Source organism: Actinoplanes sp. SE50/110 (genome assembly GCF_900119315.1).
GTDB lineage: Bacteria > Actinomycetota > Actinomycetes > Mycobacteriales > Micromonosporaceae > Actinoplanes.
The window spans coordinates 1,106,084-1,130,785 of sequence record NZ_LT827010.1 but is presented as its reverse complement, the minus strand read 5'-3'; the positions used below and the strand labels follow the sequence as shown (position 1 = coordinate 1,130,785).

The 24,702-nt window shown below is 68.5% G+C and carries 26 protein-coding genes, 1 other RNA gene and 2 pseudogenes; 14 read left to right on the top strand and 15 right to left on the bottom strand.

What is annotated here, in order from left to right; all coding sequences use genetic code 11:
- Window positions 1–69: 69 nt before the first annotated feature.
- Complete coding sequence (locus ACSP50_RS41530; protein WP_014688065.1) at window positions 70–498, top strand: hypothetical protein; 429 nt, start codon at window positions 70–72, stop codon at window positions 496–498.
- On the opposite strand, the gene ACSP50_RS04985 is transcribed toward ACSP50_RS41530, so the two are convergent.
- Window positions 435–1,211, bottom strand: a complete 777-nt coding sequence (locus tag ACSP50_RS04985; RefSeq protein ID WP_014688064.1) for a hypothetical protein — start codon at window positions 1,209–1,211, stop codon at window positions 435–437. The two genes, ACSP50_RS41530 and ACSP50_RS04985, sit on opposite strands and share 64 nt — an antisense overlap.
- 175 nt (window positions 1,212–1,386) lie before the next feature.
- On the opposite strand from ACSP50_RS04985, the gene ACSP50_RS04980 reads away from it, so the two are divergent.
- From ACSP50_RS04980 to ACSP50_RS04970, 4 genes and pseudogenes are all read left to right on the top strand, one after another.
- Window positions 1,387–1,626: a hypothetical protein gene (locus ACSP50_RS04980; protein WP_014688063.1), complete on the top strand. Its 240-nt coding sequence runs from the start codon at window positions 1,387–1,389 to the stop codon at window positions 1,624–1,626.
- A gap of 53 nt (window positions 1,627–1,679) precedes the next feature.
- Window positions 1,680–1,832: pseudogene (locus tag ACSP50_RS44990) on the top strand (GntR family transcriptional regulator); the annotation flags it as partial.
- Window positions 1,833–1,928: 96 nt separating this feature from the next.
- On the top strand, window positions 1,929–2,138 hold the full coding sequence (locus ACSP50_RS43720; protein WP_231957003.1) for a GntR family transcriptional regulator: 210 nt from the start codon (window positions 1,929–1,931) through the stop codon (window positions 2,136–2,138).
- Between the two features lie 10 nt (window positions 2,139–2,148).
- Window positions 2,149–2,703, top strand: a complete 555-nt coding sequence (locus tag ACSP50_RS04970; protein WP_014688062.1) for an HD domain-containing protein — start codon at window positions 2,149–2,151, stop codon at window positions 2,701–2,703.
- On the opposite strand, the gene ACSP50_RS04965 is transcribed toward ACSP50_RS04970, so the two are convergent.
- The 3 genes from ACSP50_RS04965 to ACSP50_RS04955 are packed head-to-tail and all read right to left on the bottom strand — an operon-like array spanning window position 2,700 to window position 4,379.
- Complete coding sequence (locus tag ACSP50_RS04965) at window positions 2,700–3,164, bottom strand: hypothetical protein (RefSeq protein ID WP_014688061.1); 465 nt, start codon at window positions 3,162–3,164, stop codon at window positions 2,700–2,702. The two genes, ACSP50_RS04970 and ACSP50_RS04965, sit on opposite strands and share 4 nt — an antisense overlap.
- On the bottom strand, window positions 3,157–3,633 hold the full coding sequence (locus ACSP50_RS04960; RefSeq protein WP_014688060.1) for an NUDIX domain-containing protein: 477 nt from the start codon (window positions 3,631–3,633) through the stop codon (window positions 3,157–3,159). Before ACSP50_RS04960 ends, ACSP50_RS04965 begins: the two co-directional genes overlap by 8 nt.
- A gap of 11 nt (window positions 3,634–3,644) precedes the next feature.
- Window positions 3,645–4,379, bottom strand: a complete 735-nt coding sequence (locus tag ACSP50_RS04955; protein WP_014688059.1) for a helix-turn-helix transcriptional regulator — start codon at window positions 4,377–4,379, stop codon at window positions 3,645–3,647.
- Window positions 4,380–4,624: 245 nt separating this feature from the next.
- On the opposite strand from ACSP50_RS04955, the gene ACSP50_RS41525 reads away from it, so the two are divergent.
- The 5 genes and pseudogenes from ACSP50_RS41525 to ACSP50_RS44985 form a co-directional block, all read left to right on the top strand.
- Complete coding sequence (locus ACSP50_RS41525) at window positions 4,625–4,810, top strand: hypothetical protein (protein WP_014688058.1); 186 nt, start codon at window positions 4,625–4,627, stop codon at window positions 4,808–4,810.
- Window positions 4,807–5,001: a hypothetical protein gene (locus ACSP50_RS04950; protein WP_014688057.1), complete on the top strand. Its 195-nt coding sequence runs from the start codon at window positions 4,807–4,809 to the stop codon at window positions 4,999–5,001. The genes ACSP50_RS41525 and ACSP50_RS04950 overlap by 4 nt, the downstream gene beginning before the upstream one ends.
- A gap of 23 nt (window positions 5,002–5,024) precedes the next feature.
- Window positions 5,025–5,309, top strand: coding sequence for a hypothetical protein (locus ACSP50_RS04945; protein ID WP_155123439.1), 285 nt, complete (start codon window positions 5,025–5,027; stop codon window positions 5,307–5,309).
- Window positions 5,306–7,039: an FtsK/SpoIIIE domain-containing protein gene (locus tag ACSP50_RS04940; protein WP_014688055.1), complete on the top strand. Its 1,734-nt coding sequence runs from the start codon at window positions 5,306–5,308 to the stop codon at window positions 7,037–7,039. The genes ACSP50_RS04945 and ACSP50_RS04940 overlap by 4 nt, the downstream gene beginning before the upstream one ends.
- Before the next feature lie 198 nt (window positions 7,040–7,237).
- Window positions 7,238–8,266 (top strand): annotated as a pseudogene (locus tag ACSP50_RS44985) (recombinase family protein); the annotation flags it as partial.
- A gap of 613 nt (window positions 8,267–8,879) precedes the next feature.
- On the opposite strand, the gene ssrA reads toward ACSP50_RS44985, so the two are convergent.
- The 8 genes from ssrA to ACSP50_RS04885 form a co-directional block, all read right to left on the bottom strand.
- Window positions 8,880–9,261: a transfer-messenger RNA gene (gene ssrA, locus ACSP50_RS04920) on the bottom strand.
- 33 nt (window positions 9,262–9,294) lie between these two features.
- Window positions 9,295–9,954, bottom strand: coding sequence for a cellulose binding domain-containing protein (locus ACSP50_RS04915; protein ID WP_014688053.1), 660 nt, complete (start codon window positions 9,952–9,954; stop codon window positions 9,295–9,297).
- A 73-nt stretch (window positions 9,955–10,027) separates the two neighbouring features.
- Window positions 10,028–10,504 carry an SsrA-binding protein SmpB gene (gene smpB, locus ACSP50_RS04910; protein ID WP_014688052.1) on the bottom strand — a complete coding sequence of 159 codons (477 nt, stop codon included), beginning with the start codon at window positions 10,502–10,504 and terminating at the stop codon, window positions 10,028–10,030.
- 54 nt (window positions 10,505–10,558) lie between these two features.
- Window positions 10,559–11,803: a peptidoglycan DD-metalloendopeptidase family protein gene (locus ACSP50_RS04905; protein ID WP_014688051.1), complete on the bottom strand. Its 1,245-nt coding sequence runs from the start codon at window positions 11,801–11,803 to the stop codon at window positions 10,559–10,561.
- Window positions 11,804–11,917: 114 nt separating this feature from the next.
- The gene (gene ftsX / locus ACSP50_RS04900) at window positions 11,918–12,799 is read right to left on the bottom strand and encodes a permease-like cell division protein FtsX (RefSeq protein ID WP_014688050.1); all 882 of its coding nucleotides are present in this window, start codon (window positions 12,797–12,799) and stop codon (window positions 11,918–11,920) included.
- Between the two features lie 66 nt (window positions 12,800–12,865).
- Window positions 12,866–13,546 carry a cell division ATP-binding protein FtsE gene (gene ftsE / locus ACSP50_RS04895; RefSeq protein WP_014688049.1) on the bottom strand — a complete coding sequence of 227 codons (681 nt, stop codon included), beginning with the start codon at window positions 13,544–13,546 and terminating at the stop codon, window positions 12,866–12,868.
- 140 nt (window positions 13,547–13,686) lie between these two features.
- A complete protein-coding gene (gene prfB, locus ACSP50_RS04890; RefSeq protein WP_043510843.1) occupies window positions 13,687–14,799 on the bottom strand; it encodes a peptide chain release factor 2 in 1,113 nt (370 codons plus the stop codon).
- 52 nt (window positions 14,800–14,851) lie between these two features.
- Window positions 14,852–15,367 (bottom strand): PadR family transcriptional regulator, encoded by a 516-nt coding sequence (locus tag ACSP50_RS04885; RefSeq protein WP_014688047.1) that lies wholly within the window; start codon window positions 15,365–15,367, stop codon window positions 14,852–14,854.
- Window positions 15,368–15,688: 321 nt separating this feature from the next.
- On the opposite strand from ACSP50_RS04885, the gene ACSP50_RS04880 reads away from it, so the two are divergent.
- On the top strand, window positions 15,689–16,930 hold the full coding sequence (locus tag ACSP50_RS04880; RefSeq protein ID WP_014688046.1) for a hypothetical protein: 1,242 nt from the start codon (window positions 15,689–15,691) through the stop codon (window positions 16,928–16,930).
- A 49-nt stretch (window positions 16,931–16,979) separates the two neighbouring features.
- On the opposite strand, the gene ACSP50_RS04875 is transcribed toward ACSP50_RS04880, so the two are convergent.
- On the bottom strand, window positions 16,980–17,513 hold the full coding sequence (locus tag ACSP50_RS04875) for a hypothetical protein (protein WP_014688045.1): 534 nt from the start codon (window positions 17,511–17,513) through the stop codon (window positions 16,980–16,982).
- Between the two features lie 141 nt (window positions 17,514–17,654).
- Here ACSP50_RS04875 and ACSP50_RS04870 point away from each other — a divergent pair, with 141 nt between their 5' ends.
- Together ACSP50_RS04870 and ACSP50_RS43290 are read left to right on the top strand one after the other, a co-directional pair.
- Window positions 17,655–17,882, top strand: coding sequence for a helix-turn-helix domain-containing protein (locus ACSP50_RS04870; protein ID WP_014688044.1), 228 nt, complete (start codon window positions 17,655–17,657; stop codon window positions 17,880–17,882).
- 123 nt (window positions 17,883–18,005) lie between these two features.
- Window positions 18,006–19,043, top strand: coding sequence for an Rv3235 family protein (locus ACSP50_RS43290; RefSeq protein ID WP_014688043.1), 1,038 nt, complete (start codon window positions 18,006–18,008; stop codon window positions 19,041–19,043).
- A 622-nt stretch (window positions 19,044–19,665) separates the two neighbouring features.
- Here ACSP50_RS43290 and secA read toward each other — a convergent pair.
- Window positions 19,666–22,578 carry a preprotein translocase subunit SecA gene (gene secA, locus ACSP50_RS04860; RefSeq protein WP_014688042.1) on the bottom strand — a complete coding sequence of 971 codons (2,913 nt, stop codon included), beginning with the start codon at window positions 22,576–22,578 and terminating at the stop codon, window positions 19,666–19,668.
- Between the two features lie 184 nt (window positions 22,579–22,762).
- On the opposite strand from secA, the gene ACSP50_RS04855 reads away from it, so the two are divergent.
- A complete protein-coding gene (locus ACSP50_RS04855; RefSeq protein ID WP_014688041.1) occupies window positions 22,763–23,854 on the top strand; it encodes a GNAT family N-acetyltransferase in 1,092 nt (363 codons plus the stop codon).
- Here ACSP50_RS04855 and hpf read toward each other — a convergent pair.
- Complete coding sequence (hpf, locus tag ACSP50_RS04850; RefSeq protein WP_014688040.1) at window positions 23,838–24,455, bottom strand: ribosome hibernation-promoting factor, HPF/YfiA family; 618 nt, start codon at window positions 24,453–24,455, stop codon at window positions 23,838–23,840. The genes ACSP50_RS04855 and hpf overlap by 17 nt on opposite strands.
- Between the last annotated feature and the right edge of the window lie 247 nt (window positions 24,456–24,702).

Sequence of the window (24,702 nt, the reverse complement as noted above, 5' to 3'; positions counted from 1 at the left end):
ATCGGCCTCGACACCGCCGAAGCACCGCCCAGCAACCATCCATCGACCGTCACGCCACTGGTGGGCGCCATGGCGCTCACGCTGTACCTGCGGGCTCAGCACTTGGCCCTGCCAAGCCACATGTTCGCCGGCACCGGCCATAACGCGGAGCACGGCAACGGCCGGCTCCACGCCGAGAGTTCGTCAGCGTCCGTCCTGGGACATGCCGACAATCCTGCTCACGCCGCTATTGACCCGCGGACAGCGATGGCGCAGCAACGGCGGCGCCGAATGAGCATCCACGTGCTGCACGTCCCTGAGCGACCGTCCTGGAAATGCCATCACTGCAGCACCCTCTGGCCCTGCCAACCGGCCAAGGACGACATCATCGCCACGACCGATCGCGTCAACCGGATGATCTACCTCAGCCTTCACCTGGCCGACGCCATCGTCGATCAGCCAGACGCTAAACCGGCCGACCTCTTCGACCGCGTCGTCGGCTGGGCCTGTAGATCCTGAGCCACCGCCCACACCCTCTCGAACGAGTCGAGGTAGGTGGCCGCGATCCCATCGTCGGTCGCCCGTCGCAGGTGCAAGACGGGCGACCGCGATGCGGCGCACCCGTAGGCATGGGTGTTGACCATCAACTGGTCATCGGCCCGGTAGATCGAGGTGTAGAGCACGGTGTCATGCGTCCGAACCGCCACGCCGGCTTCTTCGATCAGCGGTCGGAGCAGGGCCAAAGCGTTGTTGATCCGGGCCGGCATTATCGCCCCGATCTGCTCTTCGACTCCGCGCTGGGCCACCTGGACGCCGTTGACATCACCAAGCGCGATACGCACCCGCACGCCGGCTCGGGCCTTGTCGCGCAGTATCGCCACGGCGCCTGCGTCCTCCGCGAGAAAAAGACCGCTGTAAGCAAGTACGCCGATCTCCTGCTCGGCACCAGCGAACAGCCTTCGCCAGGCATCCGGCGGCACGGAGCAGCGCTGCGCGTACGTCATAAGGATGTCGCCGGTATCAGGGGGGGCCTGCTCCCGAGCGTCGATGCCGGGCCAGAGATCGGGTTCCGCCCAGCCTGTGAGCCCAGCCAGTGCCGCGCGGTGCCGCGGGTACGGCAACCTGCCCGTCAGCCACCGCTCGACGGTCTTGGGATCGACGCTGAGCCGCGCAGCCACGTCCACGGCATCAAGTCCGGTGGCGCGCAGCGCCCGAGACAGAGGTTGCTTCATCACGTCCCTCCGCTGGAGTGGAGTTCCGGCCAGCATAGCCAAGAAGTCCCAAGACGTCCCAAGACGAGGTTCACAGTCTGTGATCGTCCGGAGATCCTGGATCGAGCATGCAGATCTGTCTGGCCGGCTGCCCGGCTCGGCACCCATGACGACCGAACAAGAGGGAGGGCCGACAGTGGCCGACGACAGCCTCGCCCCGGCCACAGCCGCGCAACAGGCCGCCGATCGCCTAGCGGTTGCCCTCGAAGAGGCCGGCTTCGACGTCGGTACGGCCTTCCAGGATCTCCGCAGCGGATGGGACAGTTCCGGGGCACCCGGTGTCCGGATCGGTGCCGTCACCTGCACGGTTGCAAACGACCTCGCGGCACTGCTGACCAGCGCGATTGAGGCTGGCGTGACGCTCCCCCGCACCTGAAGCGGTGACCACTACGCTCGGCTCAGTAAAGAGGGCCGGGAGGACGGACACCGTTGGCACCACGGACGACAGCTTGGGGTGCGTACAAGAGCATCGCCGCGGCCATTCGCGCCCGGATCGCCGAGGGCGAGTTTCCTCCTGGCTCCGCGCTTCCGTCCGAAGCCACTTTGTGCAGCCAGTACGGCGTATCTCGCAACACCCTCCGACGCGCCCTAGACGAACTCGCAGCAGAAAGTCTCCTCGTCGCCCAGCCCGGCCGTGGGCGGATCGTCGTCGACGACAGCGAGGCGAGCCATAGCGCCATGCCGCAATACCGCAGCGTGGCAGCCGAACTCCGCGCTCTCATCGAGTCCGGCGAGCTAGCTCTCGGCGACGCTCTGCCGAGCGAATCTGCGCTGGCCGACCGGTACGGGGTCGCACGAGGAACGGTCCGGCACGCGCTAGCCGAACTAGAAGGCGCCGGCCTCGTCGAGTCGATTCACGGAAGAGGCCGTTTCGTTCTAGGGCGATAGTCTCTGACCTGTGGGAGACGTCTCGTGGGCGCGTGAGCTGGCGGAAAAGCTTCTAGTCGATACGTTGCCGCGCCGCTGGGCACATTCGCAGGGCGTCGGTCGCAAGGCTGAATCGATCGCCCACCTGCTCGGAGACGACGCTGACACGGTCGTGTGCGCCGCATGGTTGCACGACATCGGCTACGCCCCGGACCTCGTTCACAGCGGCTCCCACGCCCTCGACGGCGCGCGGTATCTGCGGGACGTCGCAGAAGCCGACGAGACGATCTGCCGCCTTGTCGCCCACCACTCCTACGCGATCGTCGAGGCCGGCCGCCGCGGGCTCGCCACGGAGCTCGCCGAGGAGTTCCCTGCGGTGAACGGGCTGATGGCCGATGCGCTGGTGTACTGCGACATGACCACGAGCCCAGACGGCGACCCCGTAGACGTGGAAAAGCGTCTCAAGGAGATCGCCTCGCGATACGCCCCGGGAAGCATCGTCGCGGACTCCATCCTTGAAGTCAGCCCACGCATCGTTCAGTCGGTGCGGGTCATTACCGGCATGCCCGGCTTCCAAGCCGATTAGCCAGCAGGTTTATCCGCCTGCGCAAGGGTGCCCTGCTCATCACGTGTCCAGCGCCGCCCCGCGCTGTCCTGAAACTCGATCTGGATCGGCTCCGGTTCGACATAGGAGCGCAGCCAGTCTGCGGGCGCCGGCCGCCGGATGGTCTGGCCCGGCGGCACCAGGCCGACGAACTCGGTGACCTCCGGGCCGTCCGGGCTGGGCAGCGGCAGCTCAACCTCATAGATCGGCATGTCACTGGCGTTGTGGATATGAAAGGCCAGCTCACGAGTGCCATCCGCCTTGCGGTGCAGCTCGACCCAAGCGCTGATCTTCGCGGCTTGAGCCCGCCGCTCGTCGTCGGACCGCCCCGCTTCCCGTCGCTGCTCCTTACGGAGCAACAGAAAACCGACCAGGAACGCGCCTACGGTGCCGACGGCCGAGAAGCTGTCGGCAGCGTCGCCGATCCATCCTCCGTCAGCCAAGGTACGGCTGCTCCTCCTGCGCCAGGTACCGGTCGATGCGCATCCGCATCGACCGGTGCATCGTCAGACCGGGAATGGCGTCCGGCTCCACCCACTCCACCTCGCGGGACTCCGAGCTGGTCGTGGGCTCTCCGCTGACAGCGCGGGCGGTGAAGACCACGGAGAACTCTTGACGCGCCTCGTTGTCGCTGGTGTAGAGGATGATGTGCCGAGGATCGGTGTAGATGCCGACGAGTCCGGTGATCTCGACCTTGATCCCGGTCTCCTCCACCGTCTCCCGGATCGCGGCCTCGGGCAGCGACTCGCCGAAGTCCATCGCACCACCCGGCAACGCCCAGTTGTCGTTGTCCGTGCGGTGTATCAACAGAAGTCGACCCCGGTCGTCGGTCACCACGACGTTGACGGACGGGACGATCGAGTTCGCGGCGGGCGCTTCGGGATCATCGAAGTAGTCGATACGGCGTGACATGACCGATGACCTCATTCCAACGGGGTCGCGCCGTCCCAGACGCGCTCGAAGCTGTCCAGGTAGCTGCTGACCATGGTGCCACCGGCGACCTTGCGCAGGTGGAGAACGGGGGCCTCTGCCGCAGGGAAGCCGTAGATATGCGTGTTGACCAGGACCTGATCGTCAGCGCGGTAGATCGAGTTGTAGAGCACGGTGTCGTGTAGCCGGAACTCGATGCCGTCGAGGTTCCGCAACGGCCGGTACAGCACCAGGGCATTGCGGATCTTCGCGGCCATGGCGTCGTCTACGCCTTCATCCGCTCCACGCTGGGCGACCGATTCGCTGTTCGGATCGCCGAGCAGGATCCGCACCAGCACGCCGGCATCGGCTTTCTCTCGAAAAACTTTGCGTACGCCGGCGTCCTCCGAGAGGAACAGCCCGCCGTAGGCCAAGACACCGATCTCGGCCTCAGCCGTGTCGAAGAAGTTCCGCCACATTTCGGACGGGACAGCCCAGCGGTGCGGGTAGATGTTGACGATCTCGCTCTCTGAAGCGTCTGCGACCTGGCTGCGTGACAGCGCGTCCGGCCAGAGATAAGCCTCGTCGACTCCGAGTTTCGCGGCGACCGCGTAGCGGTGGCGACGGTAAGGCGTCCGGCCGGAGATCCATCGTTCGACGCTCTTCGGGTCGACCTTCAGTTCCTCGGCGAGATCGGCCGGGGTTACTCCCCGTTCGAGGAGGGCGGTGCGCAGGCGATCGTTCGGCATCGTCTTCTCAAACTAGGACGTCTCGACAAGACGCTCACTTTAGGACAGACATCTTGCATACGTCCAGCTACGTAGTGATCACGTCCCGCTGATCCGTCGCAAGCTCGTTGGCATCGGCGCAAGAGCGCCGGACCCACCGGAAGCCCACCCGTTCGCATCTCCTTGACGCTTCTAATGAACATGTACAACATGTTCATTAGATAGGAGGTTCGGATGGCACGGCTTCGCACGAAAGGAGGCATCAGATGCCCACCCCCGCCAACGAGCCCACCTGCACCTGCGGCGCCCAGCTCGACGCCGACCACCCCAACCAGTGCTGCAAGTGCTCCGCCCGGAGCCGCTGGCAGCGGCGCCACGCCAACCTCGCCCGGCGCACCGGCCCGGGCCGGAAGGCCAGCGGCCGGGGCAAGGACGGGCGGCGCCCCGCATGACCGTGACCGTCTCCGCCGTGCTCCTGCTCGCCGTCTTCGTCTACCTGCTCTGGCGGTTCGCCGGCCTGCCGCTCTGGCAAGCGGCGATCTGCGCTGTCTTCGGCTATCTGCTCGCCGCGTCCTCGATCGGCCCGAACATCGGGGACGCCCTGCACAGCCTCGTTCGGATCATCGCCAAGGCCCAGCTCTGATGGAAGGAGACGCGATCGACCCCATGAGCAACGTCCCGCGACCCGTCCTCGACGAGGAGGCCATCTGGAAACACCTGAAAACCGCGCTCGACAGGCGCACCGGACTCGACATCTGGACCGCCGTAGCCGACCTGCCGCTCGTGCTCGCCGAGGTGGAACGGCTGCGCAGACTGCTCGCCTGGACTCGCATCGAGCACGCCAATCTGCTCGCCGCTGCTCGCGCGGCCCTCTCCGCCCAGGCGGACGGGGAAGAAGATCCACTCTTCTACGTACGCGACGAAGTGGCCGCGCAGAGGGAAGCGCGATGAGGGCGTACGGGCGGCGGCACCGCCGCTGGCGTCGTCACGGGCAACCACTGCTTCTGGTCTCGGACGAGTCCTGGTTGTCGGCGATCCTCGCCGGTATCGGCCGGCTCGCCCACCGCTACCGTTCTGAACTCGCCCCCGCCACGGTCGCCGTCGTCTTCGACCTAGTGGCCGTCTGGCTCCATTCAGCGCAACCAGGAGCATGCTGGTGGGTACTTGCCGGCACCGGGGCGGCGACTCTCCGGGCAGCACTCCGAGGGGCGCCGTGGGGTGCCACCAGGGCCGAGGAACGTGCCTACGCCGCGATCACTACTGCGGTTGCCGGTGTCTGGCTCGCCGCCGCAACGGCGCTCGGACCGGGCCACGCACACCTGCAATCGGTCCTCCTGGTCGCCATGTTCGCGTGCGGGACCCCGTGGTGGCGCCACCGACGACGCCGGGCACGGGTGAAGGTCGACCGCACGATCCAGGCCTGGCCCAATCTGGCCGAACAGATCGGGCTCGCCGGTTCCCGGGTGCTGTCGGCGGCGGTGGACGTGTGGGGATGGCGCGCCCGGATGACGCTGCGAGGCGGTCAGACCGTGGCGGACGTCATCGCCCAGGTACCCGCGATCGAATCCGGACTCGGCACCCGGCCCGGAGCGGTCCGAGTCGAGGCCGACCCGGCTCACGCCGGTCGGTTCGTCATGCGGGTGCTTGCCGAGGATCCGCACGCCAACGCCGTCCCATGGCGCGGCCCGGCCGCAAGATCGGTAGCCGATCCGATCCCCCTCGGCGTGTTCGAGGACGCGACCGACGTGGCGGTGCCGATGTTGCGCCGGCACGTCCTCGTCGGCGGCATCGCGGGCGCTGGCAAGAGCGGAGTTCTCAACGTCATAATCGGCAACCTGGTCGCGTGCCCCGATGTGGTGCTCTGGGGTATCGATCTCAAGGGCGGCATGGAGCTACAGCCATGGGCGCCCTGCCTCGCCCGGCTGGCCACCACCCCAGCCGCAGCGGAGACGATGTTGCGGGACGCGGTCAGGGTGCTCGACGCACGTGCTCGTGCGATGGCAGAGTCCGCGTCACGGCTCTGGATTCCCACCGAGCGCAAGCCCGCGCTGGTCATCGTCGTAGACGAGTACGCGGAGCTTGCCGAGCAGTCGCCCGCAGCCGTCGAGTACGCGGACTCGATCGCCCGTCGTGGCCGCGCAGTCGCTGAGACCCTGCTCGCGGCGACCCAGCGTCCAACTCAGCAAGCCATGGGCAAGGGCGCCATCCGTTCTCAGATGGACGTGCGGGTCTGCCTGCGCGTCCGGGAACGTCGGGACACCGATCTCATCCTCGGTCAGGGCATGGTCACCGCCGGGTGGCATGCGCACGACCTGGACGCACCCGGCAAATTCCTCGTCTCCGCCGAGGGCTTCAACCACCCACGCCGAGCCCGCGCCTACCTGGTGACCGACGACGACGTCCGAGCCACGGTCGAGCGATACGCAGCAGATCGCCCGGTCCTGGACCACCTGTCCGCCGACGCGCTGCACGACGAAGCTGACGCGCTGCACGACGAAGTAGATGAGGCCGACCCCGAGAAAGTCCTCTGGGCGGCGCTCAGCGAGGCACCCGAGCACGGCCTGTCCGTCCCCGATCTCATGCGAATGACCGGAATGAGGCGCACATGGATCTACGACCGCCTGCAAGCCAACGCCACGCAGGTCAGCCGTGGACGCTGGCGACTGCCAAACGGTGGATAGTCCGCGCGGACGTCCGTTCCCGCGCGCGCGTCTGCGCAGCTACGGGCACGGACGGACGACGGACGGATGAAGCGGCGCGAGCCCCGCCGGAAGCGCCGACATCGGCCCGTACGTGAGATCCGCATCGATCCAGAAATCCTCGCGCGAGTCCTCGTCGCGATCGCCGAGGAGATGATCCACGACTGAGGAGGAACCGAGATGGCGCAGATTCCGCGCCAGCACGACCGGCCGGCGAGCACGCACAAGCGAGCATTCAGCTACCTGCGCGTCTCGTCGGCCGGGCAGGTCAACACCGACTACGACCCCGAAGGCATCTCGCTCCCCGCCCAGCGGTCGGCCATCCAGCGGCGCGCCGCCGAGCTGGGCGCTGAGATCGTCGCCGAGTTCGTCGAGCCCGGCCGCTCCGCGACGACCGTGGACGGCCGACCGGTCTTCCGGGAGATGATGGCTCGGCTCAAGGCCGAGAAGAGCGTCGACTACGTGCTCGTCTACGCCCGGTCCCGGCTGCACCGGAACAGCATCGACGCGGCGATCACCAAGCGGGACCTCCGCAGCGCGGGCGTCACGCTGATCTCGGTCATGGACTACACCGAGGACTCAGCGATCGGTGACCTCGTCGCCACGGTGCTGGACGGGGTCAACGAATACCAGTCCCGCGCCTCCGGAGCGGACATCGCGTACAAGATGGGTCAGAAGATCATCCGGGGTGGCTCGGTCGGCCGGGCTCCGATCGGTTACCTCAACGTCCGCGAGACCTTCGAGGGCCGAGAGGTTCGCACGGTTGCCGTCGACCCGGTGCGCGGCCCGCTGGTCCGGATGGCGTTCGAGCTGTACGCCACCGGGACGTACGGATTCCACGCGTTGATCGCGGCCTTGAGCGATGCGGGCCTGCGCACCAGGCCGACCAAGCGCTTCCCGATCGGTACCTCGATCTCGCTGAACTCGCTCGGCAACCTGCTCCGCGACCGGTACTACCTCGGGTTGGTCTCGCTCCGCGGGGTTGAATACCAGGGGCGACACGAGCCGCTGGTCTCCCCCGAGGTCTTCGATCGCGTACAGCAGATGCTGGAATCCCGACGGGCAGGTGGGGTCCGGGAGCGCACGCACAACCACTACCTCAAAGGCGTCGTCTGGTGTCACAGATGCAAACGGCGGCTCATGGTCATGCGCGGTAAGAGCCACACCGGCGACCTGCACTTCTACTACTTCTGCCGCGGACGGCAGCAGCACGCCTGCGACCTGCCCTACCTGCCAATCGCCAGGGTGGAGGCGGCCGTCATCGACAACTACGCCACCATCGCGCTGCCTGCCGACCTGCGCGACAACCTCACCAGCCGGGTCGGTGAGCTGCTAGCCGAGTCGGCTGGCATGAGCGCCGAGCTGCGTACCCAGGTTAAAGATCAGCTCGCCACGCTAGATCGGCAGGAAGATCGTTTTCTGGACCTCGTCGGTGATCCCGACTGGCCGCAGGACAAGATCGCGGCACGGCTCCGGAAGGTCCGGGACGAGCGGGACCGGCTCGCCCGGCAGCTCAACGACTCAGACGCTCCGCGACTCGACGAGGCCGCCGAGACGATGCTCTACCTCCTCGGCTTGCTCGCCGATCCGCAGGAGTTGTACCGCCGGGCCGGACAGCAGGGCCGGAGAGCACTCGATCAGGCCTTCTTCGCGAAGATTTACTTCGACAGCGACGACGACGGCCCATATGTCGCCGCTGACGAGCTGTCAGATCTTGTATTTCCGCTGGTCAACGAGGTCCGAAACGACAGCGGCGGCGCCATGGGCGCCGCCGCTGCGGGTGAACCGTCACCCGCTCTCGCGGGTTCAAGTAAGCCTCCACTTGTGGAGGTGCCGGGAATCGAACCCGGGTCCTTCGTTGTTTTGTCAGGGCTTCTCCGAGCGCAGCTCACTATGTCCCTACTCGGCCCTCCGACTCACGTGAGCAAGTTCGGACGACGGGCCCAGTCACTGATTAATCTCGCCGCGCGGTCCCCGTGACCGGGACCGGTTGGCCAGCCTCCTAGCTTATGCCGGCAGCTGGGACGGAGGCGCTCCCAGACCGACAGACCACGCTACTTGCCTCAGGCGGCGAGAGCGTACTGGTCAGCGTCAAACTTAGAGTTGGCGCTTATAAGTTTCCGACGACCGATTCTCGAGACGACGTCGGCTTCCTCGGCTCGCTTCCCCTGTCTCCACGTACGAAGTCGAAACCAGTCACCCCCTGGATATTGGTACAGCCCGACAATCTTAGCTCACTATCCGGTGACCGCCACCGAGCACCCGACCCGGAGGCGGCGGGGGTCGTCGGCGGAGCCGGAGAAGCCGACCATCACGTTGCTGTGCGGGGCGAGCGCGGAGCTGCCGACCAGGGTGATCGTCTGGCCGCTGGTGCTGGTGGCGCGGGAGTTCCAGGGGTTGTTGAGCACCCGGACGCTACCGGAGAAGGTGAAGGTGACCCGGAAGCTGTGAGCCTGCGAGCCGTTGTTGGTGACCGTGGCGTTGGCGACGAAGCCGCCGTTCCACGCGTTGATGCCGCAGCTGAGGCTCAGGTCGCGGGAGACCGGCGGGGTGGTGGTCCTGGTGACGGAGGGCTTGGGGCTCGCCGAGGTCTTCGACGGTTTCGGCGAGGCCGACGTCCTGGACGGGGAGGGGGACGCCGAGGGCGAGGTGGCGGCGACCGCCGGGCCGCTGGAGACCGGCGCGGTCCCGGTGGCGGACGGGACGACGGTGGACTCCGCGGCGCGCAGGCCGGTGGACGGCTGGACCAGCAGCGGGGTGTCGGCGGCCGAGGCGGAGGAGCCGCCGGCGCGCAGGGCGATCCAGGCGACGAGGCTGATCAGGATGGCGCCGGCCAGGCCGAAGACGCCACGGGCGATGAAGAACTGCCGGTCACGGTGTGGGGGATTGGTGGACAACGGCCGGTCTCCCGATCAAGAAAGCGAGCAGGGGGGATGTGATCAACAAGCCTGGGCGGGGCAGGATACCCCGTCAGGCCATGCCTTTGGCACGGCGGCCCACGGCGCGGTTGATCTCGCGCTTGGCATCCCGCTCGGCCATGTCCTGACGCTTGTCGTAGCTCTTCTTGCCCTTGGCGACGCCGATCTCGACCTTCGCATACCCGTTCTGGAAGTAGACCGAGAGCGGGACCAGCGTGACGCCGTCGTCGCGGAGCTTGCCCATCACCTTGTGGATCTCGTCGCGCTTGAGCAGCAGCTTGCGGACCCGGCGGGGCTCGTGGTTGGTCCAGGTGCCCTGCGTGTACTCCGGGATGTGCAGGCCGTGCAGGAAGATCTCGCCGTTGTTCTCGTGGCCGAACGCGTCGACCAGGGAGGCGCGGCCGAGCCGCAGCGATTTCACCTCGGTGCCGGTGAGCACCATGCCGGCCTCGTACGTGTCGAGGATGGTGTAGTCGTGGTGCGCCTTGCGGTTGGAGGCGACGAGCTTGCGCCCCTGTTCGCGTGGCATACCGCGGACTCCCATCGACGAGCCGGATTGAACTGGGCAATCGTAGCGCGGACCCTAGCAGAGGCAGGGCGGCAGGTAATTGAGCGGATTGCGGGGCGCACCGCCGAATCGGGTCTCGAAGTGCAGGTGCGAGCCGGTGGACGCGCCGGTGCTGCCGACCAGACCGATGATCTCGCCCTGCCGGACGTACTCCCCGACATGGACGTAGATCCGGGATTGATGGCCGTAACAGGTGGAGAAGCCGATCCCCATGACCCGGCCGTGGTTGACGCACGTGTAGTTGCCGTAGCCACCGTGCCACCCGGCCTGGATCACCCGGCCGGCGGCCGCGGCCCGGATGGGGGTTCCGGACCCGGCCGCGAAGTCGGTTCCGGCGTGCAACTGCCAGACCCGGTAGTACGGGTCGTAGCGGTTGCCGTAGTCGCTGCTCTTCCAGCCGTGCACCGGCATCAGCAGCCGCCCGTGATACTGCCCGGAGTATCCGGAGCGGACCTCCCAGCCGGCCATGCTGGACCGGATCTTGCGTTCCTCGGCGACCGCGGCCCGGTACTGGGCGAGCACCGTGGCCCGCTGGGCGTTGGCCGCGCTCAGCGCCGCCCGCCGGGCCAGCACCAGCTGGTACACGTCGCGTTTGGCGCGGACCGCGTCGACCTGGGCGGTCTGCGCCTCCTGGAGCTTGGCGGCGGCCTCGGCCTCGGCCACCTCGGCGGCCCGTTTCGCCGCGCCGGCGCGGTCCTGGGCGGCCCGGGCCTCCCGGCGGGCGCCGATCAGCCTCCGCACGTCGTCGTTCTCCTGGCGGACCATCTCGTCGACCATGCTCATCCGGTCCATCAGGTCGACCGGTCCGTGCGCCGAGACCAGCAGGTTGAGCCGGGTGATCGGGCTGCCCATGTAGCTGTTGCGGGCGATCTGGGCGACCCGCTCCCGGGCGCCGGCCACCCGCTGCTCGGCGGCGGTCCAGTCGGCGGCGATCGTCTGGTAGCTCTGCCGGGCGGCGTCGGCCCGCGTCCGGGCGGTGTCGGCCTCGACCCGGGTGGCGATCACGATGCCCCGGGCGGTGGCGACCCGGTGCTGCGCCTCCGGCATGGCGGCCGCGGCCACGGCCAGCCGGCGGGCGGCGGCGCGGGCGGCGGCGCCGGCGTTCTCCAGCAGTGCCTCGGCCCGCCGGACGGACTGGGCGGCCTCGGCCGCGTCATTCTGATCGGCCGATGCCGGTGCGGGGACGGCCAGGGTGAGGCCGACGGCGGCCAGCAGGCAGAGACAGGCGGTCAGCAGCGGGTCGAGTCGGCGGTACCTCACGGTGAGTCACCGTACTCTGACTAAACGCCCGGATCGCTGCAAACCCGCCCGAATACGGCGAAGGCCGCGACCCGGTGACGGGTCGCGGCCTTCGGCGCAAAGGTGATCGGGACGTCAGACCTTCAGGTAGAACCGGAGCGTCACCCAGGCGGTCCCGGCACTGACGACCGCGCCGACCCCGGCCAGCAGCGGCAGCATCAGCCAGACGTTCCCGGCGGGCACCGGCGTCAGGATCGCGGTCAACGCCTGCAGCTTGTTGTCCAGCAGCACGATCTTGCCGATGAACAGCGCGACGAAGCCGAGGATCGAGCCGATCAGGCCGGCGACCACCGCCTCCAGGACGAACGGCGCCTGGATGAACCAGTTGGACGCGCCGACCAGCTTCATCACCGCGACCTCTCGGCGCTTGCTGTACGCGGCGACCTGGATGGTGTTGCCGACCAGCAGCAACGCGGCGAAAGCCATCACCGCCGCCACCACGAGGGACATCAGCTGGACCGAGTTGAAGATGTTGAACACCTTCTGCAGCAGCTCGCGCTGGTCGATCACCCGCTGGATGCCCTGGCTAGCCTGGTCGCCGAGAGCCTGAGTGAACTTGTTGTAGTCCTCCGGGTTCTTCAGCTTGACCCGGAACGACTGCGGCAGGCTGTCCTCGTTCACCGCGGCCACGAAGTCGGGCGAGTCGGCGTAGAGGACCTTGAACCGCTCCAGGGCCTGCGCCTTGGTCTCCAGCTCGGCCTTCTTGACCAGCGGGTCGCCGCTCAGCTTCGCCTGGAGAGCCTGGATCTGACCGTCCGAGACGTTGTCCGCCAGGAAGATCGACACCTCGATCTCGCCGTAGTAGAAGTTCTTCATCCGGTCGACCTGCAGGTACATCAACACGCTGGCGCCCAGCATGGTCAATGAGACCGACATGGTGATGATCATGGCGACCGTCATCGTGACGTTCCGCCACAGGCCCACCAGGACCTCGTTGAGGACATACTTCACGCGCATCGGGGGGATCCTTCCGGGACTCCGCGTGTCACTGTTTCAGCAAACATGGGGTGGGCGGAGCCGGTCTCAGCCGTAGACACCGCGGGCCTGGTCACGGACGATCCGTCCGCTTTCGATCTCGATGACCCGCCGGCGCATCTGGTTGACGATGTTGGAGTCGTGGGTGACCATCACGACCGTCGTGCCGGTCCGGTTGATCCGGTCCAGCAGTCGCATGATCTCGATCGAGGTGTCCGGGTCGAGGTTACCCGTGGGCTCGTCGGCGAGCAGGATCAACGGCCGGTTCACGAAGGCGCGGGCCACCGCGACACGCTGCTGCTCACCACCCGAGAGCTCGTGCGGGTAGCGGTGCTCCTTACCGCCGAGGCCGACCAGCTCGAGAACCTCGGGTACCACCCGCCGAGCGACCGCCTTCGTCTTGCCGATCACCTCAAGGGCGAAAGCGACATTCTCGTACGCGGTGCGGTTGGGCAGCAGGCGGAAGTCCTGGAACACGCAGCCGATCGAGCGGCGGAAGTGCGGGATCTTCCAGGAGCGCAGTGAAGTGACGTCCTTGGCGTTCACGACAACCTTGCCGCGTGTCGCCTGGACCTCCTTCAACAGCAGCTTGATGATCGTCGACTTACCGGAACCGGAGGGGCCGATGAAGAAGACGAACTCACCCTTCTCGATCCCGACGCTGACATTGTCCAACGACGGCCGAGACGCCTTCGGATACGTCTTCGTCACGTTCTCGAGCTGAATCACGGGACTGGAGTCTACGCGGTGTAACGAAAACGCCAAGCCCGCCGGGGTCGGGAATCTTTGCCACCTGCGGCAACAGCAGAACGAGACGGCCCCGCACTGACCGAGTGTTCAGGCGGGGTCGCTCAACGTGAGAAATCTTGTTAGGCCGCGCTCTGGTTCTGCTTGCGCCAGCGGATGCCGGCCTCGATGAACCCGTCCACGTCGCCGTCGAAGACCGACATCGGGTTACCGGTTTCGAACTCGGTGCGCAGGTCTTTCACCATCTGGTACGGGTGCAGGACGTACGAACGCATCTGGTCGCCCCACGATCCGGTGGTGTCCTGCTTCAGTCCGGCCATCTTGGCCTCCTCCTCCTGGCGCTTACGCTCCAGCAGTCGGGCCTGCAGCACCCGCAGAGCGGACGCTTTGTTCTGCAGCTGGGACTTCTCGTTCTGACAGGTGACGACGATGCCGGTCGGAATGTGCGTCAGCCGGACCGCCGAGTCGGTGGTGTTGACGCTCTGCCCACCCGGGCCGGACGACCGGTACACATCGGTCCGGAGCTCGTTGTCCGGAATGTCGATGTGGTCGGTCTGTTCCACGACCGGCATCACCTCGACGCCGGCGAAGCTGGTCTGCCGGCGGCCCTGGTTGTCGAACGGACTGATCCGGACCAGGCGGTGGGTGCCGGACTCGACGCTGAGCGTGCCGTAGGCGTAGGGGACCTTGACCGTGAAGGTGGCCGACTTGAGACCGGCCTCCTCCGCGTACGACGTGTCGTAGACCTCGGTCGGGTAGCCGTGCCGCTCCGCCCAGCGCAGATACATCCGCATCAGCATCTCGGCGAAGTCGGCGGCGTCCACCCCGCCGGCGCCGGCCCGGATCGCGACCAGCGCCTCGCGGGAATCGTACTCCCCGGAGAGCAGGGTGCGGACCTCCATCTCCTCGATCGCCTTGGTCAGCGCGGTGATCTCGTCACCGACCTCGGCGACCGAGCCGGCGTCGCCCTCGGCCTCGGCCATCTCCAGCAGCAGGCCGGCGTCGTCGAGCCGGGTGCGCAGCCGCTCCAGCTTGGAGATCTCACCGGAGACGTACGACAGACGGCTGTTGACGTCCTGCGCCCGTGCCTGGTCGTCCCAGAGGTCCGGAGCGGATGCCTGCTCCTCGAGCTCCGCCTTGTTACGGCGCAGCTTGTCGACGTCCAGGACGTTCTCGATGTTGCGGAGGGTGGCGTCGAGCGCTTTGAGTTGCTCAGGGAAGTCGGCAGCGGTCACGACACTCAAGAATACGCCGTCCGGCCAGATCACTGGCCGGGGCGTCCTCAACTCATTCGGACGGAACGGTCTTCAGCCAGCTGAGCGCCGCCTTGTGGTACGCCACGGCGAACTCCAGCGCGGCCGCACCGTACGAGTCGTCGTTCTTCTTCGCCTCCTTGGCCTGCTCCTTCGCCATCGCCAGCGCCTCGGCGTGGTACTGGTTGGCGTTGGTGTAGAGGGTCTGCAGCTGCTCGGTGCTGTGTTGCTGACCGAAGGCGACTCGCAGCGCGACCGGGTTGCGCAGGGCGTCCCGGCCGGGCGTCTCGGTCAGCCAGCGCCCGAAGGCGCGCTTCCCGGAGGCGGTGATCGCATAGGGCTGACTGGAACGCGGACCCGGCTTGCCGAGGCGGACATACCCCATTTCGGCCAGTACGGGCAGTTCGCGGTAGACCTGGCTCCGCGTCATCGACCAGTAGGGCCCGAGGCGGCGTTCGGCAGCCGCCATGAGCTGTCCGCCGGTCATCGGCCCCTCGTGAAGCAGGCCGAGCAGGGCGGCAGCCGTGGGATTGATCTGGAAGTCGGGCATGCCTTCTAAGCTGCCACTTTGTCGGTCCGCCGTCCAGGATTTCGCACGATCCGTCCAGTTTGCGCCTCCACAAACGACTGTCCCGCACAGACAGTCCGACAACGAGCGCGCAGACCGGGCGTTTCGTCCGTCGATAGGCGGTTGACCAGGTAAGATGGCGCATTGAATCGGCCAGACAGGCCGTGCCGGGCAGGAAAGCCCCAAATCGGTCCGAAATTGTCGAGCACATTCGGACAGTCTTCCCATCTGGGTCCAATCCCGATGGAACGCTCAGTGACCGCCGGTCGGGCCCCTCCAGGTCGGCCTATTACCCTGACCCCCATGACCGACGCCCAGGCCACGACGGCCGCACCGGAGACCATCGAGGAGTCCCGGCTCACCGTGGCCCTGCTCACGGCCGCCAGCCTCGCCTGGACCGTCGCGATGCTGTATTCCGCCCGGGCCAGCATCACCGGACGCGCGGACGTCGCCATGGAGGTCACCTCCACGGCGTACGCGATGCCCGGCGCGGTCGCCGCGGCCATGGTCACCGGCGCGGCCGTGGCGCTGCTGGTCCTTACCCTGATCAACGGGCGGCGGGCACTCGGCGCCACCGCGAGGTTCGCAGTGGCCACGGTCAGCGGGCTGGTCACCGGAGTGCTGTGCGCACTGCCGATCATCACGATCAACATCGACGGCACGATGTACGCCGCGGTGGGCGGGACGGTCGCAGCGGCGGCGACGATCGGCGGGGCGCTGGCCGGCTTCCGGATCCCGCCGGTGATCGCGGCAGCCGGGGCGGCCACCGTCGGGGTGTTCCTGATCGGCTTCGTGCTCAACAACAAACACGTGCAGAACCCGGTGCTCGACCTGCTCGGCTCGGGTTCGACCGAATCGGCGGTCAAGGCGAACCAGTACTTCTCGTACGGGCAGTCGGCGATCAGTGGGCTCGCCGCCGGGCTGATCGCCTTCCGGGTGCTCCGGCGGCACCGGCAGCGGGCCGGCGGGGCGGACCTGCGGTGGCCGTTCTACCTGATCGCCGGGGCCGGGGCCGGGGTGCTGTCGGTGCTCTCCGAGATACTGACCCGGACGGCGGGGGCGCAGGTCCTCGAACTCGCCGGGAAGGTCAGCGAACTGGAGAAGTCGGTCCAGCAGATCCTCAGCACCAACCGGCTCAACAGTGGGCTGATCGTGCTGTTCGTCGGGGCGTTCACGGCGATGGTCGCGATCGGCCGCACCCTCTCCCCCGCTGACGACGAGGACGACTACGAGGACCATCCGGGCGCCACCGACACCGCGCCCGGTGCCACCGCACCGGCTCCCGACGCCGCCGCGCGCACTCCCGAAGCCGCCGCCCCTCAAACCGCCCCGACCGCTCCTGAGGCCCCCGCATCCGTGGCCGCCACCGGCTCCGCTCCTGCGGCGACGACAGCGGGCGGCAAGTCTGACATCGTCGGGACGACCGCTGTTGCGAAGTCCGACGTCGCGGATGCCGCGACCCGGCCCCAGCAGGCCGAGCCGATCGAGGCTTCGTCGGCCCCCGGGGCGAGCGCCACGGACGCGGCGGTCGGCGACCGAAACTGAGGTTCCGGCTTGAAACAGATCTTGAACTAGCTTCTGATCTTGATCGAGTTCACTCGCCGATCTCGTCCAGTTCTGTCACCGCGTACCACTCCAGCTCGTGATCCTCCGCCTCGTCGACGGTGAACTGGGCGTCCGGGTCGCCGGCCAGAGCCTCCTCCACGACGACGGCGGCCGCGGCGACCGCCTCGGACGCCTCGGCCCCGTCCACGTGGATGCTCGCGATCTGCTCCAGACGAAGCGCCTCGGGCAGCCGGACCGTGCTCGAACCGAGCTCCGCATCCTCCCGGACCAGCGCAGACGCCGGCACGTCGGCGGAGACCACGACCCGGCGGCGGGCCGCCCCGGCGTCCTGACGGAGCAGCCGCAGCGCGTCCTGGGCGGCCCGGGTGAAGGCGACGTACTCCAACTCCTCCTCGTCACCCTCCGCATACCACTCCCGGAGCGCGGGGGTGACCGCGTGCGCGACCGTCGCCCCGTCGCCGAGCCGGCCCGCCTTCCGCAGCGCCGCCAACATCGGCAGGGTGGCCGGCACGTAGACCCGGACCAGCTCGGTGATCGGCACGTTCTCCTCCAGCTTCGCCATCCCGGTCAGTACACCGCCGCCGCGGGCCGGGAGAGGGTCAATTCCACCAGGCGTTCCCGGAACGGGGTCACCCGGGATGATGTCATCGGCAAACGGTGGCAAACTCAAGCGGCCGTAACCAACGAAGGGTGGGAGGCCACGGTGGAGGCCCGGTTCCTGTTGCTGTCCGACGTGGCGGCCGAGCTGAACGTCTCGGACTCGCAGGTCTATCACATGGTCCGCAGCGGCGAGCTGCCCGCGATCAAGATCGGTGGGCGGGGGCAGTGGCGGGTCGAGCGAGCCAGGCTGGAGGAGTACATCCAGTCCAAGTACGCGGAGACCGCCGCCTGGGTGCGGGAGAACCCGCTCGCCGAGCGCGAGCCGGAATGAGGCTTTTGCGCCTCTTTCCGGATCGATAGAGGGGGCGCGGGCAAGGTTGACCGTCGCATGTGGCGGAGCCAGACTTACGTTGTCGAAGGCAAACGGAGGCAAACGTAAGGATTGGCGGTGGAGATGCGGTCGGCTGTCGACAGCGCGCCAGCCGGGACCAGGGCGGTTCGGTTACGTCCGGTTCCGCGCTACGAACCCCCGTTCGACGACGAGCTGGCGCCTCAGCTGTGGTCGCCGGAGCAGCAGCTGGCGCTCACGTGGCCGCGCCCGGTCGTCACGGGGGCGGCCGGGCGGGCGGGGCCACCGCCGATAGCGGCGCCGGAACGGGAGCGGGGGCCGGGGTCTTCGCCGGAATGTGGTGGGGGCGGGTCCCGGGTCGGCCGGGCGGTCGTCTCGGGCGATCAGCGCAAGGCGGGAAGCAGCCGGGACAGGCCGGCGGGCGGCGGCGAGCATCGCGGCGCCGACCAGGGCGGCGGGGACCAGTGCGGCGGCGAGCAGTGCGGCGGCGAGCACGGCGGCGGCGAGCACGGCGGCGGCGTTCACAGCGGTAGCGACCACAGCGGCGGCGTTCACAGTGGCAGCGACCACAGCGGCGGCGTTCACAGCGGCAAGGACCAGGGCGGCAGCGTTCCCGGCGGCAGCGACCAGGGCGGGTGGGCGAGCGGTGGCGGTAACGGCGAGCCGGCGGGCGGTGGCCGTACCGGGCTGTTGGGGTGTCATCCGTGGCGGGAGGGGACGCCGTGGGTTGATCCGGGGCGGATCGCGGCGCTGGCGGCGGTGCCGGTGGTGGCGGGGCCGTCCGGGGAGGCGAAGCTGGCGGTCAAACGGTTCGTGCATCTGTGCGTCGAGGTGCTCAACGGGTATCGCCCGGCGACCCACCTCCGTCGACTGTCGCTGCCGGCCGAGGCCGCCGAGGTGGTCGCGCAGGGGCTCGCGGGCGCTCGCCGGGTGTCGGCCATGCGGCGGGCCAGGCGGCCCGGTGATCGGCGCCCGCAGCGGCCGTCACCGGTCGCGGTCATCAAGGTGAACCTCTGCCAGCCCCGGGGCGGCGCGGTCGAGGCCGCCATCGCCCTGGTCACCGGCGAGCGCACCTGGGCCATGGCGCTACGGCTGGAACTCCACCAGGACACCTGGTTCGCCACCGCGCTCCGCCTGATCTGACCACCGCGCCACGTCGGGTCGAACGCTACGCCTGGGCCGGGCACACGCCAGGCCCGGGCCACGCCGACGGCAGGCCACGCCCGGCCACGGGCCACGCCAACGGTAGGCCATGTCCCGGTCACGGGCCACGCCGACGGCAGGCCACGCCGGGCACCAGGTGGGAACCGGCGGGGCACCGCCTGGCGCTTGAGCCGGGGGGAAGGGGTCTGGGCGGTGGGTTCCGAGAGCCCGGCGGACGGAGGCCAGGCAGGGAGGGGTCCGTCCGGCGGATGAAGGTCTGGGCTGGAAGGCGTCCATCAGCCGAACCGAGGCCCGGTCCGGGAGGGGCAGGGAGTAGGCACCCGGGGCGGCTGCTGCGCGGTGGAGGTGGTGGGCGTTCCGGGCCGAAACAGGGAGCGGCCCGTGGCCGGCGGGTAGCCGGGCACGGGCCGCTCGTCTGGTGCTGGTGGATCCCACGGTCTGGCGGATCCGATGGTGCTGGCGGATCCGATGGTGCTGGCGGATCCGATGGCGCTGGCGGATCCGATGGCGCTGGCGCTGGCGGATCCGATGGCGCTGGCGGATCCGATGGCGCTGGCGCTGGCGGATCCGATGGTGCTGGCGGATCAGATGGTGGGGTGGGTCAGACGGCGCCGGGGGCGCCGTGGCAGCGCTTGTACTTCTTTCCGGAGCCGCAGTAGCACGGGGCGTTGCGGGACGGGCCGTTCGAGTCGGCTTCCTTGGCGGCGTGGCGGCCGGCGGTGGTGTGGGCCGGGTTCGCCGGGACCGGGGACGGGGCGCCGCCCGGGCCGAAGGCGACCGGCGGCTCCGCCTGCGGCTGGATCACCGGGCTGCCGCCGCCCGCCTCGCCGTCGATGGCGGGGGCGGTGTACTGCAGGTTCTGCGGACGGTTGCCGCCGCCGAGACCCTTCGCGCGGACCTCGACGTGCTCGTGCGGCTCGTCGACCGGGGCGTCGTCCGGCACCTCGCCGACCTTGGGCAGCTCGAAGGCCTGGGACGGGTCGACGTTGACGGTGGGCTGCTCCTCGACCTGGACCTCCAGGTTGAAGACGAAGCCGACGGCCTCCTCCTTGATGCCCTCCATCATCTGGTTGAACATGTCGAAGCCCTCGCGCTGGTACTCCACGACCGGGTCGCGCTGCGCGTAGGCCCGCAGGCTGATGCCCTCCTGCAGGTAGTCCATCTCGTAGAGGTGCTCACGCCACTTGCGGTCGATGACCGCGAGCAGCACCTGGCGCTCCAGCTCGCGGACGGCCTCGCTGCCCAGCTCCTCCTCGCGGGCCGCGTACGCCGCCTGCGCGTCCTGCTTGAGCTGCTCGACCAGGAACTCCTGGTCGATCGCGTTGCGCTCGCCGCCGGACTCCTCGATCAGGTCCTCGATGGTGAGGGTGACCGGGAACAGGCGCCGCAGGTTCGTCCAGAGCTGCTCCAGGTCCCAGTCCTCGGCGTAGCCGTCCGAGGTGGCGGCGTGCACGACATCCGTGATCACGTCGTCGATCATGTGGGTGACCTGCTCGTGCATGTCCTCGCCGTCGAGCACCCGCTTGCGCTCGGCGTAGACGACCTGCCGCTGCTTGTTCATCACCTCGTCGTACTTCAGCACGTTCTTGCGGATCTCGGCGTTCTGCGCCTCGATCTGGGTCTGCGCGCTGCGGATCTGCCGGGTCACCATCTTGGACTCGATCGGCACGTCCTCGGGGATGTTGAAGCGCTCCATGACCGCCTCGACCGCGCCGGCCCGGAACCGCTTCATCAGATCGTCCTGCAGCGACAGGTAGAACCGGGACTCGCCCGGGTCACCCTGCCGGCCGGAGCGGCCGCGGAGCTGGTTGTCGATGCGCCGGGAGTCGTGCCGCTCGGTGCCCAGTACGTACAGGCCGCCGGCCGCCTGCACCTCGGCCTGCTCGGCCTCGCAGGCCTCCTTGACCTGCGGAAGCACCTCTTCGAGGGCCTTCGCGTACTCCTCCGGGTTTTCCGCCGGGTCGAGGCCGCGCTGCGCCAGCTCCTGGGCGGCGAGGAAGTCGGCGTTGCCGCCGAGCAGGATGTCGGTGCCACGGCCGGCCATGTTGGTGGCGACCGTGACCGCGCCCTTGCGGCCGGCCTGCGCGATGATCGTGGCTTCCTGCGCGTGGAACTTCGCGTTCAGCACGCTGTGCGGGATGCCGCGGCGGCGCAGCAGGGTGGAGAGGATCTCCGAGTTCTCCACCGAGACGGTGCCGACCAGGACCGGCTGACCGGTCGCGTGGCGCTCGGCGATGTCCTCGATGACCGCGCTGAACTTGGCTTTCTCGGTCTTGTAGATGACGTCGGGGTGATCGACCCGGATCATCGGGCGGTGCGTCGGGATGGACACGACGCCGACCTTGTAGACGCTGTTGAACTCGCCGGCCTCGGTCTGCGCCGTACCGGTCATGCCGCCGAGCTTGTTGTAGAGGCGGAAGTAGTTCTGCAGGGTGACGGTCGCCAGGGTCTGGTTCTCCTGCTTGACCTCCACCCCCTCCTTCGCCTCGATGGCCTGGTGCATGCCCTCGTTGTAGCGGCGGCCGTGCAGGATGCGGCCGGTGAACTCGTCGACGATCAGGACCTCGCCCTCGGGGCTGACGATGTAGTCCTTGTCGCGCTTGTACAGCTCCTTGGCCTTGATGGCGTTGTTCAGGTAGCCGACCAGCGGGGTGTTCACCGATTCGTACAGGTTGTCGATGCCGATCCGGTCCTCGACCCGGGACACACCGCGCTCGGTGATCGCGACGGTGCGCTTGGCCTCGTCGACCTCGTAGTCGCCGGCGCCGTCCTTGCCCTTCTCCAGCCGCTTGACGATGGCGGCGAACTCCGCGTACCAGCGCTGGGAGTGCTCGGCCGGGCCGGAGATGATCAGCGGGGTGCGGGCCTCGTCGATCAGGATCGAGTCGACCTCGTCGACGATCGCGAAGTTGTGCCCACGCTGCACCAGCTCGTCCCTCGACCACGCCATGTTGTCGCGCAGGTAGTCGAAACCGAACTCGTTGTTGGTGCCGTACGTGATGTCGCACTGGTAGGCCGCGCGGTGCTCGGCGGCCGGCCGGTTCGGCAGGATCACGCCGACGGTGAGGCCGAGGAACACGTGCACCCGACCGACCCACTCGGCGTCCCGCTGGGCGAGGTAGTCGTTCACCGTGATGATGTGCACGCCGTCGCCGCTCAGGGCGTTCAGGTATGCCGGGAACACGCCGGTCAGGGTCTTGCCCTCACCGGTCTTCATCTCCGGGATGTTGCCGAAGTGCAGCGCGGCGCCGCCCATCAGCTGGACGTCGTACGCCCGCTGGCCGAGCACGCGCTTGGCACCCTCGCGGGCCACCGCGAACGCCTCCGGAAGCAGCGAGTCGAGCGACTCGCCGTCCTGATACCGCTGCTTGAACTGCTCGGTGCACTCGCGCAACTCGTCGTCGGTGAGGTCGACGTAGTCATCCTCGATCGAGTTGACCGCGTCCGCGATCGCCTTGAGCCGGCGTACCATGCGGCCTTCGCCGGCACGGAGGATCTTTTCCAATATCGACACGGGTCAGCGCTCCCCTAGACAGTCTGCCGAACCATCGTAGGCACCTTCTTCCGGAGCCTGTGACCCGAGCCTCCCGCCAATCTCGCAAACAGGACGAAACGGGGCAGGAAGTTCGCTGACAGCGCAGTCCATGACCGTTTGAAGCCGGTTTCTCGCCCGGGCGAGTCTGCGGCAGGATGGAGGAGTGGATCACGACGACGGGGTGCTGCTGCGCGCCCGCGGCCCGCAGGACGAGGCCGCGGTCACGGCGGCCCGCGAGGACCGGCACGGCCGGCGGTTCCTGCCCCGCGGCGGGTCTTCGACCAGCGATTTCTCGTACGCCGTCATCCGCCTCAGCACCGGGTTCCCGGTCGGCGGCATCGATCTGGACCGGCAGCGGGCCGATCCGGGCGCCGCCCGGGTCACCTTCTGGATCGGGTCGCCGGCCCGGGGCCTCGGGCTCGGGACCGCCGCGCTGCGCACCCTCGGCGACCACATTTTCGGCGACACGCCCGAAATCACCGGTCTGCACCGGCTGGAGCTGCTGATCCACCAGGACAACCCGATCGCCCAGCGGGTCGCGCTGGCGGCCGGCTTCACGCGCGAGGGCGAGCGGCGCGGCGCCCTGCCGAACGACACCGGCGGCTACGACGACGTGCTCGTCTACGCCCGGCTGGCCGGCGACCCCGGGACGCCCGCCGAGCGGCTGCTGCCCGACCTGCCCGGCGGCGACCTGACCGACGGGGTGGTGACGCTGCGCCCACTCGGCGAGGACGACATCGCCTTCTACGCCGACCTGCACAGCCGGCCGGACGTGGTGGCGACCAGCGTGCCGCCGATCCCGCCGGAGCCGGACGAGGTGCGCCGGCGGTGCCTCTGGGCGCCCGCGCACTGGCTGGCCGGCAGCCGCGCCGACATGGTGATCGTGGACACCGCCACCGGCGCCCCGGCCGGCGAGGTCTCGCTGTATTACCAGGAGCCGCGGACCGGGCAGGCGATGATCGGTTACAGCATGCTGCCGGAGTTCCGCGGGCGCGGCATGACCACCCGGGCGGCGAAACTGGTCGCACTCTGGGCGTTCGCCGAGACCGGGATCGCCCGGCTGATCGCCGGCACACTGCCGGACAACCGGGGGTCGCAACGGGTGCTGGAGAAGGCCGGCTTCCAGCGGGAAGCATACCTGCGCTCCCGGCTGCCGGGCCCGGCCGGCACCCGCCACGACGACGTCCAATTCGTGCTGTTCGCCGAAGACCTGCTGGCGCAGGTCTCCGGCGGGGAACTCACACAGCCAGGCTGAGAATCCCGTAGTCGTAGCCTCGACGGCGATAGACGACGCTGGGGCGGCCGCTCTCCTTGTCGTGGAACAGATAGAAGTCGTGCCCGACGAGTTCCATCTGGAAGAGCGCGTCGTCGACGGTCATCGGCTCGCCGGAGTGCTCCTTCTCCCGGACGATCCGCCACGGCTGGCCGTCGTCGTGCTCGGTCAGCTCGTCGACCTCGGGCTCGGCGGTCAGCGTGGCGGCGCCGCCCCGGGTCAGATCGGTGGGCAGGTTCGCGGTGGCGGCGGCGACCGAGACCGGTGCATGCCGTCCGCGGTGGACGCGGCGCCGGTCGGCGGAACGGCGCAACCGGGCGTCCAGTTTGTTGATGGCGCAGTCCAGAGCTGCGTAGAAATCCTGTGCCTGAGCCTCGGCGCGGACCACCGGTCCCTTGGTCATGACGGTGATCTCGACGCGCTGGCAGGTGTCCGACTGGCGCGGATTGCGCTCGTGGAACAGCTCCACGTCGACCCGCATCAGCTTCTGGTCGTACCGCTCGACCTTGCTCAGCTTGTCGGCGACATGCTCTCGATAGTGGTCGGGAACCTCTACGTTGCGGCCCTTGACGACAATGTCCACTCGTGACCTCCCCCAACGTGTAATTCATGGGGCGCCGGATGCCGGCGCAGGGTGATGCTTGAGAAAGACGCCGCGAGCTTGGAAGAAGAGCACCGCGGCAACGTGGGTGAGACGACTCCTTTCCGGTACGGCGGAAAGCGCAGCTCCCGGCGGGCGGGTAAGTTGATGAACCCTACCCTCGTCACCTAGACGCTAACCTGCCGATCCCTGCGAGTCACCCCTCGTTGGGGATACCGGATGGCTGACG